Below are 21,520 nucleotides of genomic sequence, written 5' to 3'. Positions count from 1 at the left end.
TGGTTCGACGAGCTGTCAGGCAGCCGATTGGGTGATGCAGACGTATTTGAGCTCGAGGAACTCCTCGATCCCGTATTTCGAGCCTTCGCGGCCGATGCCCGATTCCTTGACACCGCCAAAGGGTGCAACCTCGTTCGACACCAGGCCCTCGTTGACCCCGACAATGCCGGACTCAATCTGCTCGGCGACGCGCCACATGCGGTCGAGATCGCGCGTGAAGATGTAGGCGGCAAGGCCAGAGGACGTGGCGTTTGCGGCCTTGATGACGCTCTTCTCATCGGAGAAGCGCTGCACGGGAGCAACCGGACCAAACGTCTCCTCGCTCTCGAAGAGCATGCTGGCGTCGACATTTGTCAGCACGGTCGGTTCAAAAAAGGTCTGGCCCAGTCCATGACGCTTGCCGCCGGTTGCGATCTTGGCCCCCTTGTCGAGGGCGTCCGCGACGTGGCGCTCCACCTTGGTGAGGGCCGCCTCATTGATCAGCGGACCCTGCTGCACACCATCGACAAAACCACCACCGACCTTGAGGGCACCGACCGCCACCGAAAGGCGCGCGACGAAGGCATCATGGATTTTCTCATGCACATAGATGCGGTTCGGGCAGATGCAGGTCTGCCCGGTATTGCGGAACTTCGCATTGATGACCCCCTGCACGGCGACATCGAGGTCGGCATCCTCGAACACGATGAGCGGGGCGTTGCCACCGAGCTCCATCGCCACCTTCTTCACCGTGCTCGCCGACTGCTCCATGAGCAGCTTGCCGACCCGCGTGGAGCCCGTGAAACTGATCTTGCGCACGACCGGATTGGAGGTCATTTCGCCGCCGATAGACGTCGCATCCCCCGTGACGATGTTGAAGACGCCCTTCGGCATACCGGCACGTTCAGCGAGTTCGGCCAGAGCCAGCGCAGAGTAAGGCGTGAATTCGGAGGGTTTCACCACGACCGAGCAGCCTGCTGCAAAGGCCGGCGCGCATTTGCGGGTGATCATCGCGGAAGGGAAGTTCCAAGGCGTGATGGCGGCGACGACACCGATCGGCTGCTTCAGCACCATGATACGGGACTGGGCCCTGGGCGCAGGAATAAGGTCGCCATAAGCGCGCTTGGCTTCCTCGGAAAACCACTCGGCAAACGACGCGGCGTAGCGGATTTCGGCTTCACTCTCGGCAAGCGGCTTGCCCTGCTCGGCTGTCATGATAGCAGCAAGGTCGGATAGGTTGGCGAGCATGAGATCGAACCAGCGTCGCAAGACCGCAGCCCGATCCTTCGCCGCAAGGGCTGCCCAATCCTGCCTGGCCTCCTCCGCCAGCGCGATGGCCCGGCGAGCCTCGGCGGCGCCCATGTTCGGCACGGTGCCAATCTCAAGCGCGGTTGCAGGATCGATCACCGCGATCGTGCTGCCATTGTCGGCCGCTACCCATTGCCCCCCGACATAACCATGCTGCCTGACCAGCGACGGGTCCGCCAGACGACTGAAAAGCGGATGGCGCGAGATCTGATGCACGGTCATGGCATGGCTTCCTGTAAAGTTTCTCTGTCGAGTGTTATAACAGACGACAAATAACGCATAGTCAAGCCCGGTTCGTCGCGCGAAGGGATGTCGATTGCAAAAAAGTGTGCGCCTCTTTTCGACTGTTCATTCCCAAATGAACGGAAATCGGCCCGCGGTAGCCCCCGTGACGACAAAGAGACGCTCCTCGGCCCCCCTATCGGCGGCTTCTGAAATGACCGGGCATTCTGCTCGCCATAGGTCGAGCGCAGACACGATGTATCGATGGCTCAGAAAAATGCACATACCGGCGAATGGCTAGGCGCCAGGCTGTTGAGCGCAAGGCACTTTGTCCATAGCCTTCCAAGGTGAAAGTGACGCAGAACTACAGGGCAATTCCACAACAACCAGCCAAGCCATCGTGCGGTTAGATGGCCAATTCCCGGCAAAACATCACAACATGTCCAATACCCATAACGCTGGATAAGATTGCCTTATCGGTCATTCCTCTCATTAGAGAGAAAACTGCGAAAATCGGCAACGGGAGAAGGGAAAATGCCCTCAGCTACCTTCGCTCCGCTCTGCAAATCCTCTCCTGCTTCAGCCAACATCTCGTTGCCTTCCTCGCTTGGCACACGGCAGCGGTCTCTAACGGGGTGCTCCAGGCGCCCGGCTCACCCTCTGAGCGCTTCAAAAACGGTGGAGTTTCAAACGTCCATAGAACGGAGGAAATCCCTCATTCAGCCGGTACGCCTTCCCTCCCCGCCATTTGCCCGCAAAGCCGCCATCAACATCGGCCCGAGGCCAAATTCGCCGCGAGCGGCTTTTCGTGTGAGGTCGCGCAAGTAGCCTCCGGGCGAGTTGATATGACCGGCCCGCTCGAGGATACAGGCCACCGCAACCGCTGCATTCTCCGGCCCCATAGTTTCACAAGCTTCTTGGTAGGCAGAAGGGCTGACCCCCAACATCGAGCGCGCGGTGACGGCGGCCGTCAACAGGTCGCGCCAATGCGTGATGCAACCGCCCGGCGCATAATCGCCAATCTCGGGGCATGCCTTCAGCACCATTGCCAAAGGGAAAGCTCTGGTCGGTTCGACAGCCTTGCGTGTTTTCTGTCTCGACATATCGCCCTGCTCTTTTTTGGAGCTAGGTTCAAGTTCACGGATGGATTCGGGTTTTGAATTCTGTATGTGCTGGCCATTTTGGACAGCATTGCCGCTTGATTTTTCTGTTTTCAGTTGTGTTTCCAACAGATTGACGATCTCTTCGCGCAGCAGTTCCATTTCTTCCAGCACGATATCGACTTGATCCCGTCGTGGCAGGCGTGGAAGACGCGCGATCAGCGCGAGATAGAGATCTTCGATCGCGGACCAGTCGCCATCGGCCCCCTCCTCCATTGCTGCCGAAATCAGCTTGCGAACATCGCGCCGGCACAGCGTCAGGGCCTCCTTGGCACGTTTGAAGCGCAGCTTTTCCTCAGCCACTTTCTGGGCGAGACCCGCGAACTCCGTTGCTCGGGCAACGAGCGGCGCGAGGCTGAAGCCAAAAGCTTCCTCGATCTCCCCTCCCCTGTTGCGATGGGCATATCGTTTGCCGTTCGGGCTGTCGCGGCGCTGAATCAATCCGGCATCGACCAAAGCCGCCAGATGCCGGCGCAACGTCGTTCCGGCAATGCCATGCGCGCGAATCGCAAGCTGAGCATTCGAGGGAAAAACCACCAGGCCACGTTCGTCGGAAAGGTCCCCTTCGGGATAAAAGCTCAGCAGCGCATGGAGCACCGCCAGCGACCGGTCCTGAACCCCGAAAACATCCTTGGCTTCGCAGACGTCCCGAAAGACTTTCCACTTGTCGACTGTCTTGTTCGGATTGTGGTCGGCCGTCTCCAGCTGACCTTTCACCAAAGCAAGCGTCATCGGCCGCCGCCCGAAAGGCGTCGTCACATTTCCATTCCGCATTTTCCTTCACCTCTCTTCAGGCAAAAGAAATCCGCTCACCAAAACGGTGCCAAAGACTCTTGACTAGGATTCATGGAAATGCGATTCTTGATCTTGCTAGAAATCAGGAGAAGGCTTCCACGGCTTTGGTCGTTTGGGGGCCTTTTTCTTTTACGGTTCAAGCTCCTCGTTTTCCTTCAGGAATTCCTCGTAAAGCCGGTCCAGCTGCTTCTCGACGAAAGCACCGAACTTCGGCACGGCAGCCTTGTTGAAATTCAGGGTAAGCTGGCCGTCGGTCTCCGTGACCTTCACCGCCTTCGAGCCGTCCGCACGCCACTCCCCGCTTCTGGGCTTCGGTTTTGCCGCCCGCAGCTGCTCGAAGAGGTGCTCGAAGCGGCTGTCAGAAGACAGCGCCCTGAATTCATCGGCATGAATGAGTTTCAACGCCCTGGCTTTCTTCAGGGCGTTGTCGAGCAGATCCGCCACTTCGGCCCATCGCGTACGGCCAAAGCTCGGCGCCGGGCCGATCGCCTCGATCAACACATCGGGAAGCCGGCTCGCCAGCGCGATCATCCGCGACAGAGCGGCCTTGTCCACGCCGAGCGACGACATGATGATATCGCGCGAAAAGCCGCGGCGTTCGAGGCGAAGGGCAAAGAACGTCCGCTCGATATAGGAAAGATCAGTGCGGGCATTGTTTTCCTGACCTTGGCTCACGACCAGCTGCTCATCCGTGAGTGGCCGGATGACTGCCTTGATCGTTCCACCGATCGCCCGAATGGCGGCGAGCCGCCGGTGGCCGTAGGCGACCTGATAGCGCCCCTCGGTATCCGGGTGAGGACGAACCAAAATCGGAACCTGCTGGCCGTGTTCACGGATCTGTTCGATCAGGCTGTTCAGCCCTTCGGTGTCGATCTCAAGCCTGTCCGGCACGAAGGAGCTATCGATGAGCGCAGGATCCAGCTCTACGATGGTCTGGCCATGTGAAAGCTGTCTCTCGAGGTCGGCCGCACGTTGTGCCTTTTCCGAAATGCTGCCCAGGGACTGGGAAAAGGCACCGACAGGGCCGGAGCGTCGCAAGGGGCGATCGAGATTGGCCAGTGGTCGGATATCGGCAAGCGAGCCGGTTTCGGCACTGCTGCCGGCCGCTCCATCCGTATCTGCACCGAAGATGTTCTTTCTGGCCATTGTTTACTTCCGTCCCCAGGTCTGTTTGACGAGTTCCTCGATCTCGGTGTTCACTGCCGTCAGGGATTCGAGAGCGCGGTCATAGGTTCCGCGCGTGAACTGCGCTCGATCGATCTCGTAGAGGGTCTGCTTGGTAAGGCCCGCGTCGGAAATCGCGGTCGACTTCAGCATCGCGTTGGAAAGAACACGGTTGCCGAAAATCGAACGCATGAAGCCGGCCATCTGAGCCTGCGGCCCATCGTTCGGCTCGAAGCGGGTGACGAGATACCGCATCCAATCGTAGTTCATCGTACCGCCCGCGTTTTCCACAACCTGCAACAGGTCACCGGTCATCTGCAGGAACTGGCTCATCGACATGACGTCGAGCATCTGCGGATGCACGGTGATCAGAACGGCCGTCGCGGCGCAAAGGGCGGACAAGGTGAGAAAACCGAGCTGCGGCGGGCAGTCGATCACCACGACGTCATAGGCGCTTTCGATATCCGCAAGGCATTCCCCGATGCGCGCGAAGAACATGGAGTTCGTATCGGTGCGCGCCATCAGTGCCTTTGGCGTCTCATGTTCGAATTCCATGAGCTCGAGATTGCCGGGAATGATGTGGAGGTTGGGCGTGTAGGTCGCCCGGACGATCTCGGTCACGTCCCGGCGGGTGTCATCATAGCGGATGGCGCCATAAAGCGTTTCGTTGTCGCCGACATCCAACTCCGGCTGGTGACCAAACAGCGCCGACAGGGAAGCCTGCGGATCGAGATCGATCGCCAACGTGCGATAGCCGCGAAGGGCGAGGAACTGCGCGAGATGGGCGGAGGTCGTGGTCTTGCCGCTGCCCCCCTTGAAGTTCATCACGGAGATGACCTGCAGCTTCTCGCCGTCACGCCGATGCCGGATATATTTGCGCGGCCCCTTCCCGCCCTCGTCGAGCAGCTTGCGCAAAGCCTCGATGTCGTCGACGGAATAGGTACGGCGCCCGTTGGAGGATGGCTCCGGCCCATGCCCTTCCGCCACGATCTGGCGGAGATACCCCTGGTGGATGCCGATGAATTCCGCAGCCTCGGCCGACGAGAACTGCCGGATGCTCTTCCGGGCCGTCGGCGGAAAGGTTCGCTGCTGGTGCGCCTGGAGCTGGCGCATCAGCTCCTCTGCATCAGAGGCAATTAGCGAGCGCAGGTTTCCGCTCTGATCGGTCGCGGCTTGTTTCAACATCGTGGCCTCAGGATTAACTTCTGCGCTTTTTCCTCGAAAACTGATGAATAAGCGCTGATGAAGCTAGCCCGATTCCCTGAGTCGGACAAACCCTTTTTGGCAGAGCTTCGCGCAAGACCAACGGGATTCATGTTGTACATGTACAACTGCATTTCAGGTGCACGTCTGCCCTGCCCTGTCCGCCGGGCTCCGTATGCATTGTCGCAGGATCAGGGCACAGGCGCTTCCGACTCGGGTGCCCATGCCGGTGTCTCTTGGTTGTACATGTACAACGCGTCCGAACCCAGTATCAACACGAGCCTGGCGGAGGTATCATTCCCACCATTTCGGCTCTTGCCTTTTATACAGTCAGGGTGCCTTGAAGGCTCCAGTATCGAGGAACGTCTCGATCACATCGCACCAGGGTGCGATGTCGATTTCGTTCTTCGACAACCAGTCGGGATTGAAATAGGTGCTGGAATAACGATCGCCGCTGTCGCAGATGAGCGTGACGAGCGAGCCCTCGCGCCCTTCGTTGATCAGGCTGTCGGCGATGGAGAGCAGGCCGAAGAAATTCGTACCGGTTGAGGCACCCACTCGCCGGAACAGACGGTCCGAAAGCACATGCGCGGCCGCGATGGAGGCTGCGTCCGGCACCTTGATCATATGGTCGATAACCGTCGGGATGAAGGACGGCTCGACACGCGGCCGCCCAACACCTTCGATGCGCGACGGCGCGGTGCAGGTCGTCTGCATGTCGCTCGCCTTCCAGGCGTCGTAGAACACCGAATGCTCGACATCCGTCACGCATAGCCGTGTCGAGAGGTTACGGTAGCGGATGTAGCGCCCGATCGTTGCCGACGTGCCGCCGGTTCCCGCCCCCATGATCACCCAGCTCGGAACCGGATGGGCTTCCCGCTCCATCTGGCCGAAGATGCTCTCGGCGATATTGTTGTTGCCTCGCCAGTCCGTGGCCCGTTCGGCATTGGTGAACTGATCGAGGTAGTGGCCTCCGGTCTCCGATGCGATGCGCGCCGCAGTTTCATAAACTTCTGACGGGCTGTCGACGAAGGCACAGCGACCACCGAAACGTTCGATGACGTCGATCTTCGTACGACTGGTGCTGCGTGGCATGACGGCAATGAACGGCAGTTCGAGCAGATCGGCAAAATAGGCCTCCGACACCGCGGTCGATCCCGACGAGGATTCGACCAGTGTCGTGCCCTTGCTGATCCGTCCGTTGCAGATGCCGTAGAGGAACAGGGAGCGGGCCAATCGGTGCTTCAGGCTTCCTGTCGGGTGCGTGCTCTCGTCCTTGAGGTAGATGGAAATGCCCTTCAGCCCCTTGAAAACTGGGTTGACCAGATGGGTATCCGCCGAGCGGCGGGCGTCGCCCTCGAGGATGCCGATGGCATTGCGTGCCCAGGCCCGGTCGGCGCAGTCGAGGAAGGGAACGGTTTCGGCCTGAAACCGGGTCGAATTCGTAGTCATGTCGCAACCCTTCAAACGGCTTTGTCTGCGCACCCTCGGGCCTGCACATTGCTTTGTGAAGCTGGGTCGCACAGGAACCACAGACGAGTAGAGGGCGGAAACGAAGCCGATGGCCGGTGCATCCCCCCGGTCCGGAGAAATGGCGGACGTCGTTCAGGTCCCCGCCCCCTTTGATAGCAAAAGTTCACCGGCACGCAAAACACTTGGCAGAAGGATCATTTGCGCCCTGCTGCAGAAAGCAGAGTTCGCGTTCATCGTACGAGAGCCCGCCACACGACGGCACGAAAACCTTCGCCATCGGCACACAGCCCACCAAATGTACCACGTCCTGGCCAGGGCGGGATACGATGCCAATCGATAAGAGCGCGACTACACCACGCGGACCGGTATCGCAGGTGGTCGGCAAGGGGAGGGACGCGCTTGTCCGGCCTGCAGGATGTATGCGCCGTCGTACGGGCCGGTCCCGCAGTGGCCGTACGAACGGAGGGCGGTTTGGCAGCAGCAACCGCACAATACACACGGGCGACCCGCTGCTACGCTTCCAGTCTCACTCCTCAGCAACCACTGCGCCGACAGGTCACTATGCTTGCGGCCCACGCACTGGCCCGCACCATGGACGTCGCCATCACACGGGAGGATCGCGTCCCGCCGGCTGACGCTCCACTATTCCGACCTCGCCCGTTCAACTCCATCGGTGGCCTTGCGACGCTTTGTCCGCCGGTGGTGGATGACAGACCGGCATACAGGCAATATACCGTCAATCTACATTGGCTTGGAACCCTCGGTCATGAAGAACTGGCATCCCGATCTCGGCCGCAGCAGCAGCCCTCTCTACATGGCGATCGCCGATCTGATCGAGATGGATCTGCGCAGCGGGCAGCTCTTGGTCGGCGACAAGCTTCCGACGCACCGGGACCTTGCCCGGCGGCTCGCCATCGACGTCACCACCGTCGCCCGCGGCTACCTCGAAGCACAGAAGCGCGGGCTCGTGCAGTCGCATGTCGGCCGCGGCACCTTCGTCACGGGCAGCGCGGATGCAGCACGCGTCCCTCTTCCCGTTGGCATATCGCCGGACAGCCGCCGCGCGGCCATGGTCGATCCCTCCATGAACATGCCCCCGGAGCCGGACGACCCTGATTTGCTCGCCCGCATGCGTGACGGACTGTCGGCGGTCGCCAGCGATCTCGTTCCGCTGCTGCGCTACCAGAGTTTCGGTGGCGCGGCCATGGACAAGGAAGCCGCCGCCCTTTGGCTCGGGCGCAAGGGCCTCGCGCCGCAGCAGGAGCGCATCTTCGTGGCGCCCGGCGCCCATCCAGCACTGCTGGCAATCTTCGGAATGCTCACCAAACCCGGTGACACCGTGCTTGCAGAAACCATCACCTATCCGGGAATGCGCTCGATCGCCGCACAGCTGCGCCTCAAGCTCGTTGGCCTGCCGATGGATGATCAGGGCATCCTGCCGGAGGCCTTCGCGGAGGCCTGCATGCGCGAAAAGCCAAAGGCGATCTACCTCAATCCGACGCTGCAGAACCCGTTGACGCTGACCATGTCAGCCGCGCGTCGGGCGGAAATCGCCGCAACGGCAAACACACACCGCGTGCCGATCGTCGAGGACGACGCTTATGGCTTCATTCCAGCAAGCACCCCATCCCCCCTTGCCGCCTTCGCGCCCCAGCTCACCTGGTACATCGGCGGACTGTCGAAATGCATCGGTGCGGGCTTGCGCCTGGCCTTTGTGGTCGCGCCCGATGACAGCCGGGCTCTCTGGTCCTTCGCCGGAGCCATGCGGGCAGGCAATGTTATGGCTTCGCCCCTGACCGCGGCCCTCGCCACGCGGTGGATAGAGGATGGCACGGCCGACGCGATTCTCGATTTCCTGCGCTCGGAGGCTCCGGCCCGCCAGGCCCTTGCCGCCAGCCTCCTGCCTGCCGGCTACCGCGCCGATCCCATGAGCTTCAACATCTGGCTGCCGCTACCGCAGGGCTGGACGCGATCCACCTTCGGCACCCACATGCGGGCCTGCGGCCTCGGCGTGATGGCCAGCGACGCCTTTGCCGTCGATGGCGCGCCGCCGGAAGCCGTGCGGGTCAGCCTCGGCGGCCCGGTGACGCGGCCGCAACTCCAGACCGCCCTCGAATTCATGGCGCACGCACTTGAAGGCCCCCCGGAAATGGCCGGGTCCTTCTTCTGATTCCGTAAATCTTCCCGATCGAACGGATGCAGCCTCACTGGCAGCAGACGTTCGTCTGCCTGCGTCAGTATGTCTGCTCGACAAATTGACAGCATGATTGCATCTATATGAACGCATACGATGATTGGATTGAATGGAACGAGAGAGGTACTTGCCATGAATGAGACCTATCCCCAGCTGCCGCCCATGCAAACCGGTATTCGCGGTCGTTGCCCGCGCTGCGGCCAAGGGCATCTCTTCAAGGGATTCCTTACACTGGCGCCGAAATGCGAAGCCTGCGGTCTCGACTATTCCTTCGCCGACCCTGCCGATGGCCCGGCCTTCTTCGTCATCTGCTTCGCCTGCGTGCCGAGCGTGCTGCTCGCCGTCTGGCTGGAGGTCGCCTTCAGCGCCTCGCTGTTGACGCAGGTTCTGGTCACAGGGCCCTTCATGCTGTTGACCTGCATTCCCCCGCTTCGGCCGCTCAAGGGATGGCTGGTCGCAAGCCAGTATTTCTACAAGGCCGAAGAGGGCAAGGTCGTCCGCCGGCAGGCGGGCACCTGACACAAGAGGGGAGGGGCTACCAAGTGATGTTCGACAGGCGTAGCCAGGGCGGGTTTTCCGCATACATTTCACGGATCAGCGCCTTGATCTCATCGATCCGCCCCGAGCCGTCGTTCCGCCGGTAGCTCATGATGACCGGCGAGGTCGCCCGCTCGTCGGAAAGCACGCGGTAGCAGACATCGTCCATGCGCTGGCGCTGGGCTGCCGCAGGCAGGATGCACACGCCGATGGCGGCCGCGACAAGGCCGAGCGCGGTCTGGATCTCCCGAACTTCCTCGACCGTGCCCAACTCGACATTGAGATCCGCACAGAGGGCAAGCACCTCGTCGGCAAAGCTTGGTCGCGGCTTGGAGGGATAGATCACCAGCGTCTCGCCGGCGATCTCGCTCAGCGCAACGGGTTCCGTCGCCAGTGACTTCGGATGACCCTTGGGAAAGGCAACGACCAGCCGCTCCTCTCGTAGCGTGATCCGCTCGATATCAGGGTCGCTGAGCCGTACGCGGCCGAAACCGAGATCGATACGCCCGTCCTTCAGCGCCGCGATCTGTTCCACCGACATCATCTCGCGGATCTCGATGCCGAGCGCTGGCCAGCGGGCCCGCATGCGACGCACCAGATCCGGAATGCCGCTGTAGAGCGTCGAGCCGACACACCCGATAATGAAGATCTCCCGGCGCGAGGCTGCGATGCGCCGGGTCTGTTCGCGCACATGATCGATACGGGCAAGGATCTGCTTCGCCTGGTCATAGAAGAAACGCCCCGCATCGGTCAGGACCAGCGGGCGGATGGAGCGGTCGATCAGGGTAACCCCGAGCGTCTCTTCCAGCTGCTGGATCTGCCGGCTCAGCGGCGGCTGGGCAATGTGCAGCAGTTCCGCAGCCCTGGAAAAATTACGCTCGCGGGCAACGGCGACGAAGTAGCGAAGTTGGCGCAGCTCCATGACACTATACCTTCCCGGTATTGAAAGCGACCGCGATAGTCTTGGACGCTTTGCGGCGCCAAAGCTAGCCTTGCAGCAAGAATTTCGCGGGAGTTCCTGCATAGGCCAGACACCTGCCCGGCCGGGTCGAGGCGCATGGATCGACGGCGCCAGAGCGAGTATCCACAATGCCTTTCATCCGATCCAACGACATCGTGCTCTTCTATCGCCGCGCCGGCCGGCGCGGCGCACCGCGGATCGCCTTCGCCAACTCTCTTGGAACAGATGTGGCGATATGGGACGAGGTCGCCAATGCACTCGCCGCCGATTTCGACCTCCTGTTCTATGACAAGCGCGGCCACGGACTGAGCGAAGCAGGCCCTACACCCCGCGGTATCCGCGACCACGCCGACGACCTCGTTGGCCTTCTCGACCATGTCGGCTGGCAGGATACGATGCTCTGCGGCCTCTCCGTCGGCGGGCTGATTGCCATGGACCTCGCAGTGCGGGCACCGGCCCGGATCACACGCCTTGTTCTGATGGACACGGCGGCGAAGATCGGCACGCCGGATGCCTGGAACGCCCGCATCGATGCCGTGCTCAAGGACGGCGTCGCATCGATCGGCGAGGCGATTATGGCACGGTGGTTTTCTCCGGCCTATCGCGTAGAGCAGCCGGAAGCCTTTTCCGGCTGGCGCCGGATGCTGGAGCGCACACCGGCCATCGGCTATGCCGAAACCTGCAAGGCCCTGCGCGATGCCGACCTCACCGACGCCATCACCGGCATATCTGCACCGACGCTGGTGATCGCCGGCGGAAGCGACCTTTCGACACCGCCCTCGCTTGTCGAAGAAACAGCGCACCGAATTCCTGGGGCTGTGTTCCACATCATAGAAGGCGCCGGCCACCTGCCATGCATCGAACGTCCCACAGACGTCGCGGCACTGGTGCGCGGCTTTTCGGACATGCCGGCACAATAGCCGTCCATGCACACACCATACCATTGGGGGAGGACATCAAAAGCCAACCCTCGGGCCTATGCATTTTGGTGGCGAGACCTAGATTTTATTCGGCGGGAAAAGCCGCTTGACGACAACAGCCATCCGAAAACTGAGGAGGAAGTTATGAGCAGCAAGCCGGCAATCGTCCTTGTCCATGGTTTCTGGGGTGGGGCTGCCCATTGGGGGCATGCCATCCTGGCGCTTTCGCGCATGGGCTACAGCGACATCCACGCCGTGGAAAACCCGTTGACCTCACTCGCCGACGATGCCGAGCGCACCCGCAAGATGGTCAAGCAGATCGACGGTCCGGTGGTGCTCGTCGGCCATTCCTACGGCGGCAAGGTGATCACCGAGATGGGGGATCTGCCGAATGTGAAGGCACTGGTCTATGTCGCCGCCTTCGCACCCGATGCCGGTGAAAGCGCCGGTGCCATCAGTCAGGCGCATCCACCCGCCGCCTTTCCCAACATCGCCCCCGACAGCGATGGCTATCTCTGGATCAAACCGGAGAAATTCCAGGAAAGCTTCTGCCAGGACCTCGACGCCGACGAGGCCTTGGTGATGGCCGTCACGCAGAAGGCCCCGCTGGGTAGCACATTCGGCGATACAGTCACCGCGCCGGCCTGGAAGACCAAGCCGTCCTGGTATCAGATCTCCACGCACGACCGGATGATCGCGCCCGAGAACCAGAAGCGCATGGCCGAGCGCATGGGCGCCAGGAAAATCATCGAACTCGATGCAAGCCACGCCTCCCTGGCCTCCCGGCCACAGGACATCGCCGACCTGATTGCAGACGCGGCACAATCGGCAGCCTGAACGACAATCGGGCGGGCGCAGCATCTTGCCGGCGCCCGCTCTTCTGTTGCCTGATTTAGCCTCCCACGGCGCCAGGCTTGCCAGAACACTCACCGTTCCGGCTTTCCCGTCTTCCCAGCCGTAAACCTCCCAATCGATCTGCAAGAGAAACTCGACGCGACCCATCGCCAACGGGACCGTGGCACAGATGGCGGCCTATCGCGCCGCCTATCTTTTCAACCGTTCAAGCCCCGTAACCCGCGGCTGCCAAACCCTGTCCAGATCAGTGAAGCGTCGAATGCTTCGCTAACCCCACGTCCTTGCTCGCCAACGCTCTATGATATCACCCGAAGTTGGGTGCGATTGTTCTGGCCCGACCAGCGGCCCAATCACGGTGGATTTCACAGCACTATACCTCTCAGGTATCATTGGAGATGCAATCGGTCTTGGACGGGCAGGGGAGGCATGGCGCATAGTTCTCCCATGAACACGACCCCTGCACCACAATTTCCGGCTACCATATCCCCTCCCATCGTCGAACGGGTCGAGACCTTGCTGGTCGATCTGCCGACCATTCGCCCGCACAAGCTGTCGGTCGCGACGATGAACGGCCAGAGCGTGATGCTGGTGAAGGTATATTGCAGCGACGGCACCATCGGCATCGGCGAGGGCACCACGATCGGCGGCCTCGCCTATGGTGGGGAAAGCCCCGAGGGTATGAAGGTCGCCATCGACACCTATTTTGCCCCGGCAATGCTGGGGGAGGACGCATCCCGCGTGCCGGTGCTGATGGCGCGCCTTGCCAAACGGATCAAGGAAAACCGCTTCGCGAGAAGCGCCATGGAAACGGCCCTGCTCGATGCGCAAGGCAAACGCCTCGGCCTGCCGGTGAGCGAGCTTCTCGGCGGCCGCCGCCGCGATCGCCTGCCGGTCGCCTGGACGCTGGCCTCGGGCGATACGGCCCGTGACATCGCCGAGGCCGAGCGCATGCTGGATCTCCGCCGCCACCGCATCTTCAAGCTGAAGATCGGCGCGAAGACCGTCCGAGAGGACATCGCCCATGTTGCCGCGATCAAGCACGCTCTGGGCGAGCGGGCCGCCGTGCGCGTCGATGTCAACATGGCGTGGAGTGAAACCGAGGCCGCCTATGGCATGGCCGCCCTTGCCGATGCCGGCTGCGAACTGGTCGAGCAACCGGTCGCTTCCACGGTGGCGCTCACCCGGCTGATGCGCCGTTTCCCCATCGCGCTGATGGCGGATGAGGCCCTGACCGGACCGGAATCGGCTTTCGAACTGGCAAAGGTCGGCGGCGCCGATGTCTTCGCCGTCAAGATCGAGCAGAGCGGTGGCCTCTTCAATGCCCAGCGCGTGGCCGCGATCGCCGATGCGGCCGGTATCGAGCTCTATGGTGGCACCATGCTGGAAGGCCCGGTCGGCACCATCGCCTCCGCCCAGGTCTTTTCGACCTTCGCCAATCTGCAGCGAGGCACAGAGCTGTTCGGCCCGCTGCTCCTGACCGAGGACATTCTCGCAACGCCGCTCGACTACAGCGATTTCGAGCTGACCGTGCCCGGTGGCCCGGGCCTCGGCATCGAGCTGGATGAAGATCGCATCGCGTTCTTCGCCCGCAACGCCCCGCGCAAGACCATCAGTCTCGCCGAATAGGAGGACAAGCCCATGCTTTTCCAGGTGCGAATGGACGTCCACATTCCCCACGATCTGCCGCAAGAGGAAACGGTGGACATCCTTGCACGGGAAAAAGCCTACGCACAGGCGCTGCAGGACAGCGGCACGTGGCGCCACATTTGGCGCATCGCCGGGGAATACGCGAATGTCAGTATTTTCGACGTCAAGGACAATGCCGAACTGCACGCGGTCCTGACGGCGCTGCCCCTGTTCAAATTCATGACCATCAAGGTGACGCCGCTGCTGCGCCACCCCTCGTCAGTCCGCGAGGACGACACCTGAGCGGACGCGAAACCGTTTGGCGCAACCTAGACCCGGAGGAGGGCTATCATGACTGTGAGGATTTTCGACAGGCCGGAAATACAGGATTTTCTGAAGGTCGTCAGCGGACTCGACAAGCCGGGTGGCAGCCCGCGCATGAAGGAGATCACCCACCGCCTGCTGTCGGATCTGTTCAGGGCGATCGATGATCTCGACATCACCCCTGACGAATACTGGGCCGGCATCGCCTGGCTCAACGAGATCGGCGCCACAGGCCAGGCCGGCCTCATCTCGCCCGGCCTCGGCCTCGACCATTTCCTTGATGAGCGCCTCGACGCCATCGACGAGGACCTTGGCATCAAGAACGGAACACCGCGCACCATCGAAGGTCCGCTCTATGTCGCCGGCGCGCCTGTCGCGCATGGTTTCGCGCGGCTCGACGACGGCACGGATACCAACGGCCACACCCTGATAATGCACGGCACCGTTCGCGACGCCGACGGCACACCGCTTCCCGGCGCAACAGTGGAAGTCTGGCACTGCGACACGCGCGGCTTCTATTCCCACTTCGACCCGACCGGCAAGCAGGCGCCGTTCAACATGCGCCGCACGATCGTCACCGACGACAAGGGCTGTTACAGGTTCCGGAGCATCGTGCCCAAGGGCTACGGCGTGCCCCCCGGCAGCCCGACCGAACAGCTTCTTTCCGCCCTCGGCCGCCATGGCCAGCGCCCGGCACACATCCATTTCTTCATCAGTGCCGATGGCCACCGCAAGCTGACCACTCAGATCAACATCGCGGGTGATCCGCTGGTCAACGACGACTTCGCCTACGCCACCCGCGACGGCCTCGTCCCGGCTATCACCGAGCGGACCGACGACACGAGCATCAGGGCCAACGGCCTGGAGGGACCGTTTGCCGAGATCGTGTTCGATATCGGCCTCACTGCGCTGGTGAACGGGGTCGACAACCAGATCAACCTGCAGCGCAAGCGGGCGGCCGCGTAAAGCCGCCCCAGCCTTTCTTCAACCGACATCGTTGCAATGGCGCCGCCGAGCGGCGGCTGCCATGAGAGGAGGAGCCATGCCTACGATCCTGGACAAGGCGCAGGAACTCGACGAACTGCTCGCCAACGCGGTGCAGGATGACCACGAAGCCGGCGTATTCCGCTGCCGTCGCGACATCTTCACCAACGCCGACCTGTTCGAACTGGAGATGAAGTACATCTTCGAAAGCAACTGGGTCTATCTCGCCCACGAAAGCCAGATCCCCGACAACAACGACTATTACACCACCACTATCGGCCGCCAGCCGGTGGTCATCACCCGCGACAAGGCCGGCGTCCTGCACGCGATGATCAATGCCTGCGCCCACCGTGGTGCGATGCTCTGCCGACGCAAACATGGCAACAAGGGCAGCTTCACCTGTCCCTTCCACGGCTGGACCTTTTCCAACGGCGGCAGGCTGCTGAAGGTCAAGGACGGCAAGACCACGCAATATCCCCCGCAGTTCGACACGGATGGCTCGCATGATCTGAAGCGCGTGCCGCGCTTCGAGAACTACCGCGGCTTCCTCTTCGGCAGCCTCAATGCGGACGTACTGCCACTTGCCGACTATCTCGGCGAAACCAAAGCGATCATCGACCAGATTGTCGACCAGGCACCCGACGGGCTGGAGGTTCTGCGCGGCAATTCCTCCTACATCTATGACGGGAACTGGAAGCTGCAGATGGAGAACGGCTGCGACGGCTACCATGTCAGCAGCGTGCACTGGAACTATGCCGCCACCATGGGCCGCCGGGCTGAGGAAGGCACCAAGGCGATCGATGCCAACAGCTGGAGTAAGTCGGTCGCCGGAGTCTACGGCTTCGACCATGGGCATATCCTGCTCTGGACGACCACGATGAACCCGGAGGTGCGGCCGGTCTACAGCAACCGCGAGGAAATCAAGACCCGCGTCGGTGCTGACAAGGCGGATGTCATCGTCAACCAGACGCGCAATCTCTGCCTCTATCCGAATGTCTTCCTGATGGACCAGTTTTCCACGCAGATCCGCGTGACGCGCCCGATCAGCGTCGACAAGACGGAGATCAGCATCTTCTGCTTCGCCCCGAAGGGCGAGAGCGCCGAAAACCGCGCGCTGCGCATCCGCCAGTACGAGGATTTCTTCAATGTCTCCGGCATGGGCACGGCCGATGATCTCGAGGAATTCCGCGCCTGTCAGGCCAGCTATGCCGGGATCACGGCCCTCTGGAACGACATGTCGCGCGGTGCCCCGCTCTGGATCGATGGACCTGACGACAATGCAAAACGCATGGGCATCACGCCGCTGCTCTCGGGAGAGCGCAGCGAGGACGAGGGCCTGTTCGTCCGCCAGCATGAATATTGGGCCAGGGTGATGCGCAAGGCGCTCGCCGCGGAAGCGGAAGGAGCGTCGGCATGAACATCTCTTACGACACCATTTGCGCCTTCCTCTACAAGGAGGCACGCCTTCTCGACGATCGCCAGTGGGACGAGTGGCTGACCTGTTATGCCCCCGACGTCACCTACTGGATGCCCGCCTGGGACGACGACGACCAGATCACTGAGGATCCGCACGCGCAGATCTCGCTGATCTACTACCCAAGCCGCGACGGCCTTGAAGACCGTGTCTTCCGCATCAAGACCGAGCGTTCGGGCGCTTCCACGCCCGAGCCGCGCACCTGCCACATGATCGCCAATGTCGAGGTGGTGACCGCGCGCGGCGGCGAGGTCGACGTACGCTACAACTTCCACACCCTCAACCATCGCTACAAGGTCACCGACCACTTCTTCGGCACCGTGTTCGTCACGCTGCGCGAGAGCGGCGGCGACCTCGTGATCGCCAACAAGAAGATCGTGCTGAAGGACGATTACATCCGCCAGGTCATCGACGTCTACCACATCTGACGACCGGACAGTCCGGCACCCTGAGGAGGAGGAGCCATGTGCTACAAGATCGCTTTGAACTTCGAGGACGGCGTTACCCGTTTCATCGGCTGCAACAGCGGCGAGAAGGTCCTCGACGCCGCCTATCGCGCCAAGATCAACCTGCCGATGGACTGTTCCGACGGCGTGTGCGGCACCTGCAAGTGCCGCGCCGAAAGTGGCAGCTACGACCTCGGTGACGACTATATCGAGGACGCGTTGACGGCCGACGAGGCAGACGGCGGCCTGGTGTTGACCTGCCAGATGAAGCCGACATCGGATTGCGTGCTGTCGGTGCCGACGACCTCGCTCGCCTGCAAGACGGGCCAGCAGAGTTTCGCCGCGACGGTAGCGAAGATCGCCCCGCACAACGACGCCGCGATCGTGCTGGAACTCGACATGGACGGGGGAGGGGCGGCGCCTGCGTTCCTCTCCGGACAATATGTCAACATCGCCGTTCCGGGCAGTGGCCAGAGCCGCTCCTACTCTTTCAGCACGGTACCGGGCGCCGGGCGTGTCGGCTTCCTGATCAAGAAGATCCCCGGCGGCGTCATGAGCACCTGGCTCGAACAGGCCGCTATCGGTGAACGGCTCGACATCACCGGCCCCCTCGGCAGTTTCTACCTCCGCGAGGTCAAGCGCCCGCTGCTGCTGCTTGCCGGCGGCACCGGCCTCGCACCGTTCCTCTCCATGCTGGAGGGGTTGGTGCAGGACAGATCCGAAGAGCGCATCCATCTCATCTACGGCGTGACGCGCGACCTTGATCTCGTGCTCGTCGAGGAGATCGAGGCCTATACCCGGCGCCTGCCGAACTTCAGCTACAGCACGGTCGTGGCCGAGGAGGCCTCCAGCCATCCGCGCAAAGGCTGGGTGACGCAGCACATGCCAGCGGAACTTCTGAACGGCGGCGATGTCGACGTCTATCTCTGCGGCCCGCCGCCGATGGTCGATGCCGTGCGCCGGCATTTCGACGCAAGCGGCGTGAAGCCGAACAGCTTCCACTACGAAAAATTCACGCCCAATGCGGCAGCGGGAGCAGGCACATGAGCGCGTCCTGTTTCCCGGGCCGCTTTGCCGGCAAGGTGCTGGTGGTGACCGGCGCGGCCCAGGGCATCGGGCGGGCGGTGGCGCTGCGCGCCGCGGCAGAAGGCGGCAAGGTGCTGTTCGTCGATCGCGCCGACTTCGTCGCAGATGTTGCCAGCGAAGCGAGTGGCGGAGAGGCGGCAGCGTTCACCGCCGACCTTGAAACCTATGAAGGCGCGGCAGCCGCAATGCAGGCCGCCACCGAAAAATTCGGCGGCATCGACATCCTCATCAACAATGTCGGCGGCGCGATCCGCATGCGGCCCTATGCCGAATTCGAGCCGGCGCAGATCGATGCGGAAATCCGGCGCTCGCTGATGCCGACGCTCTACTGCTGCCACGCCGTGCTGCCGATCCTGTTGGCGCGGGGCGGCGGCACCATCGTCAACGTCTCGTCAAACGCCACGCGCGGCATTCACCGCGTGCCTTATTCGGCGGCCAAGGGTGGGGTGAATGCCCTCACGCAATCGCTGGCGATGGAAGTGGCCGGTCTCGGCATCCGTGTCGTCGCTACCGCTCCCGGCGGCACCGAAGCGCCGTCACGTCGCATCCCGCGAAACGCGGAAGGCGACACTGCGCGCGAAAAGGCCTGGATGGCCGAGGTCGTCGAACAGGTGAAGGGTTCGAGCTTCCTGAAGCGCTACGGCAGCATCGACGAACAGGTCGCGCCGATCCTGTTCCTGGCCTCCGACGAGGCCGCCTACATCACCGGGAACATCCTGCCGGTCGCCGGCGGCGATCTCGGCTGACAACATTTCAACCGCACTCTGGGAGGGGTGACCATGCGCAAGATCGATGTGAACGAGGCGATCGACAAGGCTCGCTTCGGCAGTTTTCAATGGACGGTGGTGGTGCTCTGCGCGCTGCTGCTGATCGCCGACGGCTATGACGTCTTCATCGCCGGCACGGTGTTGCCGACGTTGATCAAGGAATGGGGGCTGAGCAAACCTCAGGCCGGTGCGCTGCAGGCCTGGGCGCTGTTCGGCATGATGTTCGGCGCGCTGATCTTCGGACCGCTCGCCGACAAGATCGGGCGCAAGAAGGGCATTGCGATCAGCTTCGTGCTGTTCACGGTCTCGACGCTGCTGACGGGCTTTGCCGCCTCGCCGGGCGAATTTACGGTCTATCGTTTCTTCGCAGGCCTCGGCTGTGGCGGCCTCATGCCCAATGTCGTCGCCCTCATGAACGAATATGCGCCGAAACGGCTGCGCAGCACGATGGTGGCGTTGATGTTTTCCGGCTACTCGGTCGGCGGCATGGTCGCCGCAAGCCTCGGCATCTGGATGATCCCGCAATATGGCTGGCAGCCGATGTTCTTCGTCGCCGCCGTTCCCTTGCTGATCCTGCCTCTCATCCTGTGGAAACTGCCAGAATCGCTCGGCTTCCTGCTGCGCCAGGGCCGGCAGGACGAGGCCCGGCGCATCTATGCCCGCATCGAAACGGGGGAACGCCTGATGAGCGACGACACGCTCGTCTTCACGGAGACAAAAGGCGCCGCCGCATCGGTCGCGGAACTCTTCCGCCACCAGCGGGCAACGCGGACAGTTCTGCTCTGGGCCGCCTTCTTCTGCTGCCTTCTGCTCGTCTATCTGCTTTCCTCCTGGCTGCCGAAGGTCATGCAGGAAGCCGGCTATGCGGAAAAGGCCAGCCTGATGACGCTCTTCTCGCTCAACTTCGGCGGCATGGCCGGCGCGATTGCCGGCGGCTGGCTCGGTGACCGGTTCGGCCTGCCGAAGGTGGTAATCGGATACTTCGCCGCGGCCACGCTGTCGATCGCGCTCGTCGGTTTCGGCCTGCCGGTAACACTGCTGTTCCTTGTGGTCTTCATCGCCGGTGCCACCACGATCGGCACGCAGATCCTGCTCTATGCCAGCGTCGCCCAGCTCTACAACCTCTCGGTCCGCTCCACCGGCCTTGGTTGGGCATCCGGCGTCGGCCGCATCGGTGCCATTGTCGGGCCGACGCTTGGCGGCATGCTGCTGGCAAAGGAACTGCCCTTGCAGCAGAACTTCCTGATCTTTGCCGTACCGGCAGCGATCTCGACACTTGCCATGCTGGCCTTCGCCTTCAGCCATGCACGCCGCGCGGAGGCGGCCACGCTCGTCACGGCCTAAGCGCAGATGGGCTCACGAGGATAAAGACGGTTGGTCGGAGGATCCTCTCCGGGTCAACCACACAGGCACGGCGGCGTTTTCACGCCGCCGTGCCTGTGTTAGGGAGCGCAGCACTTCGACCGGAATTTCAAAGGTGAGCCTTCCATGAACGCTGCGCTGTACGCAGACTATGTCGCCGACCTGAGAGGTCTGTTTACGGAGCTGGATCGCCATCCCGAACGCTTCCAGACTTTTAGCGCCCATCTGGAGCTGGCGGTGGCAGGCGGCCTCGTCGTCTATGAAACGGCGCGCCGCAAAAGCCAGACCGATAACCTCTATTACGGCCGCCCCGCCGGGGCCGGCACAAACCAGCAGATGTCGCAAGCCTCGGCCTTTGCCGCCATCGATCGGTTCTTTGCTCTCGGCCAGTTCGTTGCGCTCACCGGCGAGAGCAACGAAGGCAAAGGCACACTGGATACGCAGTATCCGCATTGCGCCATCCGTTTTTCCTACCGCCGGAAGGGTCATCCGGCTGCCCGCGCCATGCTCATGGTCTTTGTCGGCTTCAACGACGATGCGGATGCCATGCACTATGTCGCCGGCCACGCCCCGTCGCTCTTTGTTGCCGAGCGGCCTTACCGAACGGAGCGGGCACACGAATGGACCTGACGAGGGCCCACCTCACACGGCGGATCCCCTCGATGTGTTGAGGGCGGCAC

19 protein-coding genes are annotated in these 21,520 nt (G+C 62.2%); 13 read left to right on the top strand and 6 right to left on the bottom strand.

Annotation, left to right across the window (positions count from 1 at the left end):
• Positions 1–15: 15 nt before the first annotated feature.
• From AKG11_RS20575 to AKG11_RS20555, 5 genes are all read right to left on the bottom strand, one after another.
• Complete coding sequence (locus AKG11_RS20575) at positions 16–1,509, bottom strand: NAD-dependent succinate-semialdehyde dehydrogenase (RefSeq protein ID WP_050745298.1); 1,494 nt, start codon at positions 1,507–1,509, stop codon at positions 16–18.
• 719 nt (positions 1,510–2,228) lie between these two features.
• Positions 2,229–3,443: a plasmid replication protein RepC gene (gene repC, locus AKG11_RS20570; protein WP_050745297.1), complete on the bottom strand. Its 1,215-nt coding sequence runs from the start codon at positions 3,441–3,443 to the stop codon at positions 2,229–2,231.
• 150 nt (positions 3,444–3,593) lie between these two features.
• Positions 3,594–4,610, bottom strand: a complete 1,017-nt coding sequence (gene repB, locus AKG11_RS20565; RefSeq protein ID WP_023513499.1) for a plasmid partitioning protein RepB — start codon at positions 4,608–4,610, stop codon at positions 3,594–3,596.
• Between the two features lie 3 nt (positions 4,611–4,613).
• On the bottom strand, positions 4,614–5,813 hold the full coding sequence (gene repA, locus AKG11_RS20560) for a plasmid partitioning protein RepA (protein WP_023513498.1): 1,200 nt from the start codon (positions 5,811–5,813) through the stop codon (positions 4,614–4,616).
• 348 nt (positions 5,814–6,161) lie between these two features.
• Entirely contained in the window at positions 6,162–7,283 is a 1,122-nt protein-coding gene (locus tag AKG11_RS20555; RefSeq protein ID WP_050745296.1) for a PLP-dependent cysteine synthase family protein, read from the bottom strand.
• 787 nt (positions 7,284–8,070) lie between these two features.
• On the opposite strand from AKG11_RS20555, the gene AKG11_RS20550 reads away from it, so the two are divergent.
• On the top strand, positions 8,071–9,474 hold the full coding sequence (locus AKG11_RS20550; protein WP_050745295.1) for an aminotransferase-like domain-containing protein: 1,404 nt from the start codon (positions 8,071–8,073) through the stop codon (positions 9,472–9,474).
• Between the two features lie 156 nt (positions 9,475–9,630).
• The gene (locus tag AKG11_RS20545) at positions 9,631–10,017 is read left to right on the top strand and encodes a DUF983 domain-containing protein (RefSeq protein WP_050745294.1); all 387 of its coding nucleotides are present in this window, start codon (positions 9,631–9,633) and stop codon (positions 10,015–10,017) included.
• 16 nt (positions 10,018–10,033) lie between these two features.
• Here AKG11_RS20545 and AKG11_RS20540 read toward each other — a convergent pair whose 3' ends face one another.
• Positions 10,034–10,957 carry a LysR family transcriptional regulator gene (locus AKG11_RS20540; protein ID WP_050745293.1) on the bottom strand — a complete coding sequence of 308 codons (924 nt, stop codon included), beginning with the start codon at positions 10,955–10,957 and terminating at the stop codon, positions 10,034–10,036.
• 167 nt (positions 10,958–11,124) lie between these two features.
• Between AKG11_RS20540 and pcaD the strand changes: the two genes are divergently transcribed.
• The 11 genes from pcaD to AKG11_RS20485 all read left to right on the top strand — a co-directional run bounded on the left by pcaD (position 11,125) and on the right by AKG11_RS20485 (position 21,470).
• Positions 11,125–11,916, top strand: coding sequence for a 3-oxoadipate enol-lactonase (gene pcaD / locus AKG11_RS20535; RefSeq protein ID WP_050745292.1), 792 nt, complete (start codon positions 11,125–11,127; stop codon positions 11,914–11,916).
• Between the two features lie 144 nt (positions 11,917–12,060).
• Positions 12,061–12,753, top strand: a complete 693-nt coding sequence (locus tag AKG11_RS20530) for an alpha/beta hydrolase (RefSeq protein WP_050745291.1) — start codon at positions 12,061–12,063, stop codon at positions 12,751–12,753.
• Between the two features lie 462 nt (positions 12,754–13,215).
• Positions 13,216–14,397 (top strand): muconate/chloromuconate family cycloisomerase, encoded by a 1,182-nt coding sequence (locus AKG11_RS20525; protein ID WP_305809622.1) that lies wholly within the window; start codon positions 13,216–13,218, stop codon positions 14,395–14,397.
• Between the two features lie 12 nt (positions 14,398–14,409).
• A complete protein-coding gene (gene catC / locus AKG11_RS20520; RefSeq protein ID WP_050745290.1) occupies positions 14,410–14,700 on the top strand; it encodes a muconolactone Delta-isomerase in 291 nt (96 codons plus the stop codon).
• A gap of 48 nt (positions 14,701–14,748) precedes the next feature.
• The gene (catA, locus tag AKG11_RS20515) at positions 14,749–15,687 is read left to right on the top strand and encodes a catechol 1,2-dioxygenase (RefSeq protein ID WP_050745289.1); all 939 of its coding nucleotides are present in this window, start codon (positions 14,749–14,751) and stop codon (positions 15,685–15,687) included.
• 76 nt (positions 15,688–15,763) lie between these two features.
• Positions 15,764–17,122: a Rieske 2Fe-2S domain-containing protein gene (locus tag AKG11_RS20510; RefSeq protein WP_050745288.1), complete on the top strand. Its 1,359-nt coding sequence runs from the start codon at positions 15,764–15,766 to the stop codon at positions 17,120–17,122.
• The gene (gene benB, locus AKG11_RS20505; protein ID WP_050745287.1) at positions 17,119–17,607 is read left to right on the top strand and encodes a benzoate 1,2-dioxygenase small subunit; all 489 of its coding nucleotides are present in this window, start codon (positions 17,119–17,121) and stop codon (positions 17,605–17,607) included. The genes AKG11_RS20510 and benB overlap by 4 nt, the downstream gene beginning before the upstream one ends.
• A gap of 36 nt (positions 17,608–17,643) precedes the next feature.
• Complete coding sequence (gene benC, locus AKG11_RS20500; protein WP_050745286.1) at positions 17,644–18,672, top strand: benzoate 1,2-dioxygenase electron transfer component BenC; 1,029 nt, start codon at positions 17,644–17,646, stop codon at positions 18,670–18,672.
• On the top strand, positions 18,669–19,457 hold the full coding sequence (gene benD / locus AKG11_RS20495) for a benzoate diol dehydrogenase BenD (RefSeq protein ID WP_050745285.1): 789 nt from the start codon (positions 18,669–18,671) through the stop codon (positions 19,455–19,457). The genes benC and benD overlap by 4 nt, the downstream gene beginning before the upstream one ends.
• A 33-nt stretch (positions 19,458–19,490) precedes the next feature.
• A complete protein-coding gene (locus tag AKG11_RS20490; RefSeq protein ID WP_050745284.1) occupies positions 19,491–20,822 on the top strand; it encodes an MFS transporter in 1,332 nt (443 codons plus the stop codon).
• 144 nt (positions 20,823–20,966) lie between these two features.
• On the top strand, positions 20,967–21,470 hold the full coding sequence (locus AKG11_RS20485; protein WP_050745283.1) for a hypothetical protein: 504 nt from the start codon (positions 20,967–20,969) through the stop codon (positions 21,468–21,470).
• Positions 21,471–21,520 lie beyond the last annotated feature (50 nt).

The sequence above is a fragment of the Shinella sp. SUS2 genome, assembly GCF_001262505.1.
In the GTDB taxonomy this organism is placed as follows: domain Bacteria; phylum Pseudomonadota; class Alphaproteobacteria; order Rhizobiales; family Rhizobiaceae; genus Shinella.
Note: the sequence above shows the minus strand (reverse complement) of the source record. Positions and strands in the feature narration are given on the sequence as shown.

Excerpts from the sequence above, each read along its gene's own strand:
- AKG11_RS20575 (WP_050745298.1), bottom strand. The coding sequence starts at position 1,509 with ATGACCGTGCATCAGATCTCGCGCCATCCGCTTTTCAGTCGTCTGGCG.
- repC (WP_050745297.1), bottom strand. The coding sequence starts at position 3,443 with ATGCGGAATGGAAATGTGACGACGCCTTTCGGGCGGCGGCCGATGACG.
- repB (WP_023513499.1), bottom strand. The coding sequence starts at position 4,610 with ATGGCCAGAAAGAACATCTTCGGTGCAGATACGGATGGAGCGGCCGGC.
- repA (WP_023513498.1), bottom strand. The coding sequence starts at position 5,813 with ATGTTGAAACAAGCCGCGACCGATCAGAGCGGAAACCTGCGCTCGCTA.
- AKG11_RS20555 (WP_050745296.1), bottom strand. The coding sequence starts at position 7,283 with ATGACTACGAATTCGACCCGGTTTCAGGCCGAAACCGTTCCCTTCCTC.
- AKG11_RS20550 (WP_050745295.1), top strand. The coding sequence starts at position 8,071 with ATGAAGAACTGGCATCCCGATCTCGGCCGCAGCAGCAGCCCTCTCTAC.
- AKG11_RS20545 (WP_050745294.1), top strand. The coding sequence starts at position 9,631 with ATGAATGAGACCTATCCCCAGCTGCCGCCCATGCAAACCGGTATTCGC.
- AKG11_RS20540 (WP_050745293.1), bottom strand. The coding sequence starts at position 10,957 with ATGGAGCTGCGCCAACTTCGCTACTTCGTCGCCGTTGCCCGCGAGCGT.
- pcaD (WP_050745292.1), top strand. The coding sequence starts at position 11,125 with ATGCCTTTCATCCGATCCAACGACATCGTGCTCTTCTATCGCCGCGCC.
- AKG11_RS20530 (WP_050745291.1), top strand. The coding sequence starts at position 12,061 with ATGAGCAGCAAGCCGGCAATCGTCCTTGTCCATGGTTTCTGGGGTGGG.
- AKG11_RS20525 (WP_305809622.1), top strand. The coding sequence starts at position 13,216 with ATGAACACGACCCCTGCACCACAATTTCCGGCTACCATATCCCCTCCC.
- catC (WP_050745290.1), top strand. The coding sequence starts at position 14,410 with ATGCTTTTCCAGGTGCGAATGGACGTCCACATTCCCCACGATCTGCCG.
- catA (WP_050745289.1), top strand. The coding sequence starts at position 14,749 with ATGACTGTGAGGATTTTCGACAGGCCGGAAATACAGGATTTTCTGAAG.
- AKG11_RS20510 (WP_050745288.1), top strand. The coding sequence starts at position 15,764 with ATGCCTACGATCCTGGACAAGGCGCAGGAACTCGACGAACTGCTCGCC.
- benB (WP_050745287.1), top strand. The coding sequence starts at position 17,119 with ATGAACATCTCTTACGACACCATTTGCGCCTTCCTCTACAAGGAGGCA.
- benC (WP_050745286.1), top strand. The coding sequence starts at position 17,644 with ATGTGCTACAAGATCGCTTTGAACTTCGAGGACGGCGTTACCCGTTTC.
- benD (WP_050745285.1), top strand. The coding sequence starts at position 18,669 with ATGAGCGCGTCCTGTTTCCCGGGCCGCTTTGCCGGCAAGGTGCTGGTG.
- AKG11_RS20490 (WP_050745284.1), top strand. The coding sequence starts at position 19,491 with ATGCGCAAGATCGATGTGAACGAGGCGATCGACAAGGCTCGCTTCGGC.
- AKG11_RS20485 (WP_050745283.1), top strand. The coding sequence starts at position 20,967 with ATGAACGCTGCGCTGTACGCAGACTATGTCGCCGACCTGAGAGGTCTG.